Annotated in this window: 9 protein-coding genes; 6 read left to right on the top strand and 3 right to left on the bottom strand. The window is 72.1% G+C overall.

Annotation, left to right across the window (positions count from 1 at the left end; genetic code table 11):
• Positions 1-90 precede the first annotated feature (90 nt).
• Together rpsO and ACFLFB_RS07740 are read right to left on the bottom strand one after the other, a co-directional pair.
• Entirely contained in the window at positions 91-360 is a 270-nt protein-coding gene (rpsO, locus tag ACFLFB_RS07745) for a 30S ribosomal protein S15 (RefSeq protein WP_392545133.1), read from the bottom strand.
• A gap of 173 nt (positions 361-533) precedes the next feature.
• Entirely contained in the window at positions 534-1,208 is a 675-nt protein-coding gene (locus ACFLFB_RS07740) for a TetR/AcrR family transcriptional regulator (protein WP_392545132.1), read from the bottom strand.
• Between the two features lie 47 nt (positions 1,209-1,255).
• On the opposite strand from ACFLFB_RS07740, the gene ACFLFB_RS07735 reads away from it, so the two are divergent.
• Both ACFLFB_RS07735 and ACFLFB_RS07730 read left to right on the top strand, forming a co-directional pair.
• Positions 1,256-1,828 (top strand): cupin domain-containing protein, encoded by a 573-nt coding sequence (locus ACFLFB_RS07735; protein ID WP_392545131.1) that lies wholly within the window; start codon positions 1,256-1,258, stop codon positions 1,826-1,828.
• A gap of 286 nt (positions 1,829-2,114) precedes the next feature.
• Positions 2,115-4,046, top strand: coding sequence for a CotH kinase family protein (locus ACFLFB_RS07730; RefSeq protein ID WP_392545130.1), 1,932 nt, complete (start codon positions 2,115-2,117; stop codon positions 4,044-4,046).
• Between the two features lie 57 nt (positions 4,047-4,103).
• Here the strand turns inward: ACFLFB_RS07730 and ACFLFB_RS07725 are convergent, their stop codons facing one another.
• Positions 4,104-5,558 (bottom strand): HNH endonuclease signature motif containing protein, encoded by a 1,455-nt coding sequence (locus ACFLFB_RS07725; RefSeq protein ID WP_392545129.1) that lies wholly within the window; start codon positions 5,556-5,558, stop codon positions 4,104-4,106.
• A gap of 488 nt (positions 5,559-6,046) precedes the next feature.
• On the opposite strand from ACFLFB_RS07725, the gene ACFLFB_RS07720 reads away from it, so the two are divergent.
• Genes ACFLFB_RS07720 through ACFLFB_RS07705 form a run of 4 tightly spaced genes read left to right on the top strand, consistent with a single transcriptional unit; the run spans position 6,047 to position 11,206 of the window.
• Positions 6,047-6,532 (top strand): NAD(P)H-dependent oxidoreductase subunit E, encoded by a 486-nt coding sequence (locus tag ACFLFB_RS07720; RefSeq protein ID WP_392545128.1) that lies wholly within the window; start codon positions 6,047-6,049, stop codon positions 6,530-6,532.
• Positions 6,529-8,115 (top strand): formate dehydrogenase beta subunit, encoded by a 1,587-nt coding sequence (locus ACFLFB_RS07715; protein WP_392545127.1) that lies wholly within the window; start codon positions 6,529-6,531, stop codon positions 8,113-8,115. The genes ACFLFB_RS07720 and ACFLFB_RS07715 overlap by 4 nt, the downstream gene beginning before the upstream one ends.
• Positions 8,112-10,955 (top strand): formate dehydrogenase subunit alpha, encoded by a 2,844-nt coding sequence (gene fdhF / locus ACFLFB_RS07710; RefSeq protein WP_392545126.1) that lies wholly within the window; start codon positions 8,112-8,114, stop codon positions 10,953-10,955. The genes ACFLFB_RS07715 and fdhF overlap by 4 nt, the downstream gene beginning before the upstream one ends.
• The gene (locus ACFLFB_RS07705; RefSeq protein WP_392545125.1) at positions 10,952-11,206 is read left to right on the top strand and encodes a formate dehydrogenase subunit delta; all 255 of its coding nucleotides are present in this window, start codon (positions 10,952-10,954) and stop codon (positions 11,204-11,206) included. Before fdhF ends, ACFLFB_RS07705 begins: the two co-directional genes overlap by 4 nt.
• Positions 11,207-11,208 lie beyond the last annotated feature (2 nt).

The following is an 11,208-nucleotide window of genomic DNA, read 5'->3' as shown; positions in this document are numbered from 1 at the left end:
TGTCCAACAGGGGGTGCGATGTCGCTCCCCCTCTCACGCGGAAAGGGCGGCCCTCACGGTCAACGTGAGGACCGCCCCTCGCGGAAGTCCTTATCGGCGAAGGCCGAGGCGCTTGATCAGCGAGCGGTAACGCTCGACGTCGACGCTCTCCAGGTAACGCAGGAGGCGGCGGCGCTGGCCGACCAGGAGCAGCAGGCCACGACGGCTGTGGTGGTCGTGCTTGTGCTGGCGCGAGTGCTCGGTGAGGTCCTTGATGCGCTGGGTGAGCAGCGCGATCTGCACCTCGGGAGAGCCGGTGTCGCCCTCGGACGAGCCGTACTCGGTGATGATCTGCTTCTTGACGTCAGTGCTCAGCGGCATGGGGCGTCGGTCTCCTTCAAGGGTTTCGCTGCGCGGCGCTCCCGGGCTGGTTCACCGGGGCTCTCTGTAATCCGCGGCCGAAGTTCACGGCAGTGGTCAAGGTTACCAGTGGGGTCCCACCACCCCTAATCGACCGGGGCCGTTCGTCCTCGGGCGATGCGGGCGGGCGACGCTCAGGAGGACGTGGTGTCCGACGCCGTGGCCGGGACGCGCAGCAGCGTGCGCGTCCAGGTGTCGAGGACGAGGTCGGCATAGTCGCGGGGCGTGCGACCCCCGCTCGTCACCAGGCGGTAGTACTGCGGGCTGTTCGCGAGCCAGAGCCGGTGGGCGACGGCCTCGTCGTCGAGGTCGTCGCGCAGGTCACCGGTCTCCCTCAGCTCGCGGGCGAGGGCGCGCATGTTGGTGCGGCGCCGCTCCTCCAGACCCTCCCACACCGCGCGGCAGGCAGGGTCGTCCTCCGCCGCCCGCTGCAGCGCGAGCGCGAGCGGGACGACGTGCGGGAAGCGGGCGCCCAGCGCGTCGGCGTAGGTCCGCAGCTTGGCTGCCCCTGACGGTGCGGCGCGCACCTGCGCCACGTAGTCGCGCTCGGAGGCGGCGACCGGCTCGTCCCCACCGGCTAGCGCCATGTCGTGCACGGCGAGCAGGAGCTCGGGCTTGCGGCCGACGCTCGCGTACACGGTGTCGACCGACACCCCGGCGTCCCGGGCGACGTCCGCCACGGTCGTCCCGGGGTAGCCCACGGTCGTGAACAGGTCGCGGGCGGCGTCGAGCACCGCACGGCGGGTGGCGGCCGCCTGCTCCTCCCTCACGGGCGAGCGGTAGCGACGGGTCTTGACCGGCTTCGTCACGAGGCCTACTGTACCAATATTCGTCCGAAGGTGTTTCGGGTCAATTAATGGAGGCCGCCATGGGTGCCGTGGGCACGAACCGGGCCGTGGGCGGCAGCGGCCCCGGCGAGGAGGCACGGGGCGACCGCGAGCGCGTCGTCGTGCACCGTGCCGGCGACGGTCCCGGCACCTGGGCGATGGGTTCGCTCTTCGAGCACCTCGTGTCGGCGGACCAGACCGGCGGGGCGCTCGGCGTCTCCCTCGTGACCCAGCCGCCCGGCATCGCCACGCCCTTCCACCGGCACACCCGCGAAGCGGAGGCCCTCTTCGTCCTCGACGGGCTGGTGGAGTACCGCGCGGGTGACAAGACGTTCTCGCTCACCGAGGGCGCCTTCCTCTACCTCCCCCTCGGGGTGCCGCACGCGTTCCGGATCCGGGGCGACTCCCCCGCGCGGTTCCTCTCGCTGACCACGCCCGGCGGCCTCCTGGGCCTGTACGACGAGGTCGGTGTCCCCGCGGCCGGCATGCACATCCCTTCGGAGGGGGAAGGGCTGTCCGTGCCGGAGGAGATCGCCCGCTGGAACGAGGTCGGGCCGCGCTATGGCCTCGAGGTCGTGGGGCCGCCCATCCCCGTCGGCTGAGGCCCCCGGACCGGGGAGGCGCCGCCGCGCAGACGTCCGACCCGCGCCGACCCGAAGCCTCACCCAGGGCCCGGAGGTCGCCTCGCGTGCCGTGCATCGCCCGCTCACCCGGACCATGCGCCGCACCCGCACCACCCGTCTCCTCGGCCGCCCTGGCCGGGGCTCGTCCTCCACCGAATGCGGGACGCCGTGCCGCACCGCTCCCTATCCTGACGAGAGGACCGCACGGCCGTGGACGGGTTCGTCGCAGGGGACGCGCTCGGCACGGCAGGTCCGGGAGCCCGCCATGCGCGCATCGACCCTCGGGCCGTTCGTGGCCCTCGTCGCCACGGGTCTGGTCGTGCTGGGGCCGGCCGCTGAGCCGGCCGCCGCCACATCGCTGTCCTCGTCCTCCTCCCCCTCGCCATCGCTCGCGGCGGCGTCGAGCGCCACCAGCTCCTCGACCACATCGCCTTCGCTCGCGGTGGCGGCGACGGCCACGACCTCCTCGAACACATCGGGTGCCGCTGTCTCGGCCACCGCCGCCGAGGACCCCACGCCCGCCCCGCTCCCCGTCATCGACATCACGCTCAACGCCGTCGACCCGCTGCAGGACACCCTGGCGTGGGTGCACGAGGCGAAGGACCACGAGGTCCCCGTCCTCGCGTCGGTCGACTCCCCCGACGACTCGCTCGACCTCGTCGCGCTCACCGGGAAGCTCAAGGGTCGGGGGAACTCCACGTGGACCCTCGCCAAGCGGCCCTACCAGCTGAAGCTCTCCAGCTCGCGCACGCTCCTGGGGATGCCGGCGGCCAGGACCTGGGTGCTCCTGGCCAACCACGCCGACGCCTCGCTCATGCGCAACAAGCTCGCGTTCGACCTCGCGGCCGCCGTGGGGCTGCCCCACTCCCCGCAGTCGCGTTTCGTCGAGCTGCGGGTCGACGGGGAGTACCTCGGCAGCTACCTGCTCGCCGAGAAGGTGGAGGTGGCGACCAACCGCGTCGACCTCACCCACCCGCAGGGCGTCCTCACCGAGCTCGACCTCAGCTACGGCCTCGCCGAGGACCACTGGTTCCGCACCGCCACCAGTGGCACGGTGTTCACGCTCAAGGACGCCGTCTCCGACGTCCCCGACCTCGCGGACGGCCCACTCCCCGCCGACACCCAGGCCGGGTGGGACGACGTCCGGGCCGACCTCGATGCCCTCGACGTCGCGCTGCGCGCCTGGCGTCCCGACTGGTCGACCATCAGCTCGCTCATCGACGTCGACTCGTTCGCCCGCTACTACCTCGTGCAGGAGGTGGCCGAGAACCCCGAGCTGCTCGTCTCCAGCGTGTACCTGTGGAAGGACGGTCCCGACGACGTCCTCCACGCCGGCCCCGTCTGGGACTTCGACGCGGCCTTCGGCATGTACGACAAGCAGGAGAAGTACGGGGCGAACCCCGATGCCGAGTACGCCGCCAACGCCGTCGTGCTGCGCGGCCTGGGCAACCCGTGGATGTCCGACCTGTTCCGCGAGCCGCGCTTCGTGCAGCGGGTCAACGAGCTGTGGGTCGGTGGCGTGGGAGCCGCCGTCGCCGCCCTGCCCGCCGCGGTCGACGCCCACGAGGCCGCCCTCGCCACCTCCGCCGCCGCCAACTTCACCCGATGGCCGATCCTCGGCGGAACGAACCTGCTCCACCCGGTGGAGGGCCGGTCGTACGCCCCGACCTACGCCGCGGAGGTCGGGTCCTTGCGCGCCTGGGTGACCCGTCGCGTCGCCCACCTCGAGCGCTTCCACGGCGAGGTACCGGTGCTGCGGGTGCGCTCGTTCCTCCACTCCCGCTACTGGGGGCAGTGGGTCTCCACCGGGCAGGTGTCGGGGGCGCCCGGGAAGCGGCTGCGGCTCGAAGGGCTCGAGCTCGCTCTCGTCGACTCCCCCGTCGCGGGGACGCTCGTCGCCCAGGCGAACGTCGAACGCCTCGGGTGGATGAAGGAGACGACCACCGGGCGGATCGGCGCCCCCGGCCGCCGGTTGCGTCTCGAGGCGCTGCGGCTGCGGCTCACCGGTGATCTCGCCCAGCGCTACGACATCTCCTACCGCGCCTACGTCGCCGGCGTCGGGTGGCAACCCTGGGTCGTCAACGGCGCCGTCGCCGGCACCACCGGCCAGGCGCGACGGGTCGAGGCCGTGCAGGTCCGCCTCCTCGAGCGCCCGAGCCCAACGGCTCGGTACGCGCGGTACTCCACCGTCCGCTGACCGCAACTCAGGCTGGTTCACCGCCTTGGCCGGTCGATCAGTGGTGCCGGGCCGACGTCACGACGCCATCGCCGTCGAGGTGTAGGCCCACTCACGGTCCTCGGGGTCGTCATCGCCCCGCGTTGACTCCTCGAGGAGCGCTTCCTCCGCCATGGCGGCACGCACCAGCTCGTCCTCGGCACACCGACGCTCCACCTCCTCGCCACCGCTGACCGCGGCCAGGAGCTCCCACCACCGCTCCGCCGTGAGGAGGGGTGGGTCATCGGCCGCGCGTTCCGCCGCTCGGCGTTCGAGGAAGCGGTCGTAGCTCCCGGGGCTCAGGTCCCAGACGACGTAGCGCCCTCGTTCGTCCGGACGTCGACGAACCGTCGCCATGAGGCGTCTGTCGTGGACATAGGTGTGGTGGCGCTGGCACAACAGAGCGGCGTTGAGCAGCTCCGAACGACCGTGGTCAGCCCAGTGGACGACGTGATGAGCACGTGTCCAGGCCGCGGGCGCCGTGCATCCCGGGAAGGTGCAGCCCCGGTCGCGGCGGCGGAGCGCCCGCCGTTGCGCCCGCGTGAAGAGGCGCGCCACTCGTCCCAGGTCGAGGTCCTCCCCAGCCGTGCCCAGGACGTGCGGGATGAGGTCGGCCTCGCAGCACACCCGGCGCAGCATCTCCGGGGTGAGCACGGTGCCGGTCGCGGACGACCCCAGCACCTCGCCGAAGCCGGTGCGAGCCTGCAGGTCGGACAGCGCGATCGTCACGTGCACCGCCGAGGCTGCGGCCCCGGCCCCATCAACACCTGCGCCGTCAGCATCGAGCGCCGACGAGCGGCGGCAGACCTCGGCCAGCGCCTCCACCCGTCGCTGCCCCGACGGCCGGAGGTCGCGCTCACCCGTCTCCTCGTTCGGCGCGGGCGCGCTGAGCGGACCGATCGCCGCCTCCATCGCCACCGCCTGCTCGGGTGTCATCCGCAGCTGGTACTCCGTGACGTCGCCCGACGAGACCACCGGAGCCGACAGGCACGCCGCGGACGACAGCCGCGACTGGAGGTCGTCGAAGGCGCCCGGCGTCCCGAACTCGGCCACCAGCCGCGGCCGCAGCCGCCGCATCTGCCCCACGCCCCACTGCGTGCCGAGCGCGAGGAACGCCGCGGTCACCGTGCCCCGCACCTCGTCGCGCAGCACCGGGTCGAGCCGGACCTGTTCGCGCAGCACCGCGGTGGCCAGACCGGGCGCCACCGCTCCCTGCACCACGCCCGCCCACACGATCCCGAGTGGCGACGCGGGCTCCACGCCGTCGCCCACCGCACCCGCCTGACCCAGCCCACCGGACGGGCGTCCACACACGGCGACCGCCAGCTTCGCCACGTCGCCCGCTCCGCCCTGCCGCAACGACGGCGCGTGGGCCCGCACCCAGGAGAACGCGTTCTCGCCGGCCGCCGCGACCTCACCGCGGGCCACGGCCTCGGCAGCGATGGACACCCGAGCCGCCGCGGCGAGGGCCGCCAACCGGTCGGCCTCCTCCATCAGGTCCGCGAGATCCCCCGACCCCGCCTCCCAGAGACTGTCAGCGAGGCCCGAGAGCGCAGCCGTGGCCTCCGCGACGGCCTCCCGCCGTGCCTCGAGTGCTCTTTCCCCTGTCATGCCGTAATCGTACAGATGTCCACCGACAGGCGTCCGCCGTCATCCACAGGCCCCACCACCGAGGCGCACGAGCCTCCGCGTGCGCGCACGCAGGGCATCCGCACCACCCCGAACCCGCAGCCCCGCGAGCCGCCACCGGAACGCCGCGACCGCCGCGACCGCCGACGCGTCATCCGCAACACCCTCCCCCGAGTTCCATTTCGGCCGAACCACTTGCCGAACAGGCACGCACAACAACCCACATCGCCGCAGGTCAGGGCGTGTTCCACGACATGGCACCGCGCGTCCTCCCCCGAGCCCTGCCGTTGCGCGCCCCCGCCGCGTATCGTGACGAGAAAGGTCATTTCTCGACGACGAGGAGCGCACGGCCCGTGCCCAAGCGAGGTCCCATCCAGGCCCCGACGCCCGCCCCTGCCGACCCGGTCCGGGCGGAGTCCGTGCGCGCCATCGCCGAGCAGCTCGCGGGCATCCGCGGACCGCTGCTCCCCGTCCTCCACGAGGTCGTCGCCACCCACGGCTACGTCACCGACGACGACGTCACCGTCGTGGCCAAGGTCCTCAACCTCAGCAGGGCCGACGTCCACGGGACCGTGACCTTCTACCACGACCTGCGCCGCACCCCTCCGCCCGCGCACCGCGTCTCCCTGTGCCGCGGCGAGGCCTGCCAGGCGCGCGGCGGCGAGGCCCTCCACGCCGACGCCAGCGACCGCTGGGCGACCGACCCCGACGTCGAGGTCGGCGAGGTCTTCTGCCTCGGCCTGTGCGCCCAGGGCCCGAGCGGCACCCTCGACGGCTCCCTCCACGCCGGCCTGACCCCCGAGCGCCTCACCGAGATCACCCAGGAGTGGCAGCGATGACGACCGCCTGGGTTCCGTGCGACGCCTCCGCCGTGGCGATGGGTGCCGACGCCGTCGCGGCTGAGCTGGAGGCGCGCGGCATCACGGTGCGGCGCAACGGGTCCCGCGGGATGCTGTGGCTCGAGCCCCTCGTCGAGCTGGAGACCGACGCCGGCCGCGTCGGTTACGGCACCGTGACCACCGCCGACATCGACGCCCTGCTCGACGGCAGCCTCAAGGACACCGACCGCTGCATCGGCCTCGTCGACGAGCACGAGTGGCTCACCCGCCAGCACCGCGTGTCGTTCGCGCGCGTCGGCGTCATCGAGCCCACCGACATCGCCGCCTACCGCGAGCACGGCGGCCTCGTCGGCCTCCAGCGCGCCCTCACCCTCGAGCCCCACCAGGTCGTCGAGGAGGTCACCGAGTCGGGCCTGCGCGGCCGCGGCGGTGCAGGCTTCCCCGCCGGCATCAAGTGGGAGACCGTCCGCAAGGCGAGGGCCGACGTGAAGTTCGTCTGCTGCAACGCCGACGAGGGCGACTCCGGCACCTTCGCCGACCGCATGCTCATCGAGGGCGACCCGTTCACCCTCATCGAGGGGATGGCGATCGCCGCCATCGCCGTCGGCGCCACCGAGGGCTTCGTCTACCTCCGCAGCGAGTACCCCCACGCCATCCGCACCCTGCGCCGGGCCATCGACATCGCCTACGCCCACGGGGTCATCGGCGAGTCGGTGCTCGGCAGCGGTCGGCGCTTCGACCTCGACGTGCGGGTGGGCGCCGGCGCCTACATCTGCGGCGAGGAGACCTCGATGCTCGAGTCCCTCGAGGGCAAGCGGGGCGAGGTGCGCGCCAAGCCGCCGATCCCCGCGCTCGAGGGGCTGTTCGGCCGGCCGACCGTCGTCAACAACGTCCTCACGCTCTCCGCGGTCCCCATGGTCCTGGCCGATGGCGGCGCCGCGTACGCCGCGCTCGGCACGGGCCGGTCCCGCGGCACCCAGGTCTTCCAGCTCGCCGGGAACGTGGCGCGCGGCGGCATCGTCGAGGCCGACTTCGGCGTCTCGCTCGGCACCCTCGTCGACGACTTCGGCGGCGGATCGGCCTCCGGCAGGGCGGTGAAGGCGGTGCAGGTGGGCGGGCCCCTGGGCGCCTACCTGCCCACCAGCCAGTTCCACCTGCCGATGGACTACGAGGCCTTCGCCGAGGCGAACGCGATGGTCGGCCACGGCGGCATCGTCGTCTGGGACGACACGATGGACGCCTCGCTCATGGCGCGCTTCGCGATGGAGTTCTGCGCCAAGGAGTCCTGCGGCAAGTGCACCCCGTGCCGCATCGGCTCCACGCGCGGTGTCGAGGTCGTCGACCGCATCCGCAACGCCACCGATGACGGCGTGCGCCGCACCCAGCTCGTCCTGCTCGAGGACCTCTGCACCACGATGACCAAGGGCTCGCTGTGCGCGATGGGCGGCCTCACGCCCATGCCGGTGCGCAGCGCCCTCGAGCACTTCCCCGAGGACTTCGGGGTCCGTCCCGACGACGCCCACGAGGCGGCTGCGGGCATCCCCGAGTCGGCCACGGTCACCACGGAAGGGGCCAGACCATGACGCTCGTCCACGAGCCCGAACCCGCCCTCGAGACACCGGATCACGGCACGCCGCCGGTCTTCGGGGAGGCGACGGCGCACGTCACCATCGACGGCGTCGTCGTGATGGTGCCGCCCGGCACCTCGGTGATGCGCGCGGCCAAGCTCGCCGGCATCGACGTCCCCAAGCTGTGCGCCACCGACAACCTCAAGGCGTTCGGCTCGTGCCGCCTCTGCCTCGTCGAGGTCGAGGGGATGAAGGGCACCCCCGCCTCGTGCACGACCCCCTGCGTCGACGGCATGGTCGTGTCGACCCGCACCGAGCAGGTGCAGCAGCTGCGCCGCGGGGTCATGGAGCTCTACCTGTCCGACCACCCCACCGACTGCGCCGGCTGCGAGCGGGGCAACTGCGAGATGCAGGGCCTCGCGCTGGAAACCGGTGTGGCAGAGGTCCGCTACGGGATGGGCGGGGTGTCACACCTGGCCGAGCCGGCCGACGCGTCCAACCCGTACTTCGACTACGACCCCAAGGCGTGCATCGTCTGCTCGCGCTGCGTCCGGGCCTGCTCCGAGGTGCAGGGGACGTTCGCGCTCACCGTCGAGGGCCGCGGGTTCGACTCGCGAATCACCCCCGGTGGCACAGACTTCCTGTCGTCCGAGTGCGTCTCGTGCGGGGCGTGCGTGCAGGCCTGCCCCACTGACGCGCTCACCGAGAAGTCCGTCGTCTCGCTGGGGATGCCGACCCGCTCGGTCATCACCACGTGCGCGTACTGCGGAGTCGGGTGCTCGTTCAAGGCCGAGGTCCAGGGGGCCGGCGACAAGACCCGCGTCGTGCGCATGGTGCCGTGGAAGGACGGCGGCGCCAACGAGGGCCACTCCTGCGTCAAGGGCCGCTTCGCCTACGGGTACGCCTCACACGACGACCGCCAGATGAACCCGATGGTGCGCGACTCCATCGACGACGAGTGGCAGGTCGTGTCGTGGGAGGAGGCGATCGAGCGGATCGCGACGGGCTTCCTCGGCCTGCGTGAGAAGTACGGCATCGGCTCCATCGGCGGCATCTCGTCCTCGCGCTGCACGAACGAGGAGGTGTACGTCGTCCAGAAGATGGTGCGGGCGGCGTTCGGCAACAACAACATCGACACCTGCGCGCGGGTCTGCCACTCCCCCACCGGGTACGGCCTCAACCACGCGTTCGGCACCTCGGCCGGTACCCAGGACTTCAAGTCGGTCGAGTCGGCCGACGTCATGCTCGTCATCGGCGCCAACCCCACGGATGCGCACCCGGTCTTCGCGTCGCGGATGAAGAAGCGGCTGCGGGAGGGCGCGAAGCTCATCGTCGCCGACCCGCGGCAGATCGACCTCGTGCGCTCGCCGCACGTGCAGGCGCAGTTCCACCTGCCGGTGCGGCCGGGGACGAACGTCGCGTTCGTCAACGCCATGTGCCACGTCATCGTCACCGAGGGGCTGTGGGACGAGGAGTTCGTGCGCTCGCGCTGCGAGGACGCCGACACCTACCTCGACTTCATCGCGAAGCCCGAGCACTCGCCCGAGGCGATGGAGGCCGAGACCGGCATCCCCGCCGCCGAGCTGCGTTCTGCCGCAAGGCTGTACGCCGGTGGGCCGAACGCGGCGATCTACTACGGCCTGGGCGTCACCGAGCACAGCCAGGGCTCGACGATGGTCATGGGCATGGCGAACCTCGCGATGCTCACCGGCAACCTCGGGCGCGAGGGCGTCGGGGTGAACCCGCTGCGCGGGCAGAACAACGTGCAGGGCTCGTGCGACATGGGCTCGTTCCCCCACGAGCTGCCCGGGTACCGGCACGTGTCGCGGCCCGAGGTGCGCGACATCTACGAGTCGCTGTGGGGCGTGACGATCCAGCCGGAGCCGGGGCTGCGCATCCCCAACATGTTCGACTCCGCGATCGGCGGATCGTTCAAGGGCTTGTACGTGCAGGGCGAGGACATCGCCCAGTCCGACCCCAACACGCAGCACGTCGAGGCGGCGCTGCGCGCGATGGAGCTCGTCGTCGTCCACGACCTCTTCCTCAACGAGACGGCCCGTTTCGCCCACGTCTTCCTCCCCGGGGCGTCGTTCCTCGAGAAGGACGGCACGTTCACCAACGCCGAGCGGCGCATCAACCGGGTGCGGCCCGTGATGCCGTCGCGCGTCGGCAAGGACGAGTGGCAGGTCGTCTGCGAGATCGCCACGGCCATGGGCTACCCGATGTCGTACGCGTCGTCGTCACAGATCATGGACGAGATCGCCGCCACCACACCGACGTTCGCCGGCGTCTCGTTCTCCCGCCTCGATGACGAGGGCTCGATGCAGTGGCCCGTCACCGAAGCGGCCCCGCACGGGACGCCGACGATGCACGTCGGGTCGTTCGTCCGTGGTCTCGGCCAGCTGACGACGACGGTCTACGTGCCCACCACCGAGCGGGCGAACCGCCGTTACCCTCTGGTCCTCACGACCGGGCGCATCCTGTCGCAGTACAACGTCGGCGCCCAGACCCGCCGCACGCCGAACTCCACCTGGCACCCCGAGGACGTCCTCGAGATCCACCCGTCCGACGCCGAGCTGCGCGGCATCACCTCGGGTGACGTCGTCGAGCTGTCGTCGCGGGTGGGCGCCACCCGCCTCACGGCCGTGGTCTCCGAGCGGATGCCGGCCGGCGTCGTCTACACGACCTTCCACCACCCGGTGACGGGCGCGAACGTCGTGACCACCGAGAACTCCGACTGGGCGACCAACTGTCCGGAGTACAAGGTGACGGCGGTGCAGGTCGAGGTCGTGACCCAGGCGGCGAAGGCGGAGGCCGGCGTCGCCGAGCCTGTGTCGACGGCGGGCCGCTCGTGAGCGGAGAACCTCCCGTCGTCCGGCTCGGGCGTGACCTGGTCCGGAACTTCGAGTCGCTCCCGCCGGACAAGGCGGCGTCGGAGATCGCGACGCACATCCGCAAGTTCTGGGAGCCACGGATGCGTCAGGACCTGCTGGCGCGGGTGCGTGCCCGCAGCGCCGACCTCCCACCGCTCCTCGTGAGCGCAGCCGAACACCTCGTCGACGGCGACGTCGACCGCGAAGAGGTCAAGCAGCCCTCCGGCGGCTGATC

Origin of the sequence: Oryzobacter telluris (genome assembly GCF_043099285.1) — a bacterium.
Taxonomy (GTDB): domain Bacteria; phylum Actinomycetota; class Actinomycetes; order Actinomycetales; family Dermatophilaceae; genus Oryzobacter; species Oryzobacter telluris.
The sequence above is the reverse complement of the archived record's forward strand: the minus strand, read 5'-3'. Positions and strand labels throughout refer to the sequence as shown.

Bases quoted from the DNA above. Each gene is read 5' to 3' on its own strand.
- rpsO (WP_392545133.1), bottom strand. From the start codon at position 360: ATGCCGCTGAGCACTGACGTCAAGAAGCAGATCATCACCGAGTACGGC.
- ACFLFB_RS07735 (WP_392545131.1), top strand. From the start codon at position 1,256: ATGGAGGCCGCCATGGGTGCCGTGGGCACGAACCGGGCCGTGGGCGGC.
- ACFLFB_RS07730 (WP_392545130.1), top strand. From the start codon at position 2,115: ATGCGCGCATCGACCCTCGGGCCGTTCGTGGCCCTCGTCGCCACGGGT.
- ACFLFB_RS07725 (WP_392545129.1), bottom strand. From the start codon at position 5,558: ATGGAGGAGGCCGACCGGTTGGCGGCCCTCGCCGCGGCGGCTCGGGTG.
- ACFLFB_RS07715 (WP_392545127.1), top strand. From the start codon at position 6,529: ATGACGACCGCCTGGGTTCCGTGCGACGCCTCCGCCGTGGCGATGGGT.
- fdhF (WP_392545126.1), top strand. From the start codon at position 8,112: ATGACGCTCGTCCACGAGCCCGAACCCGCCCTCGAGACACCGGATCAC.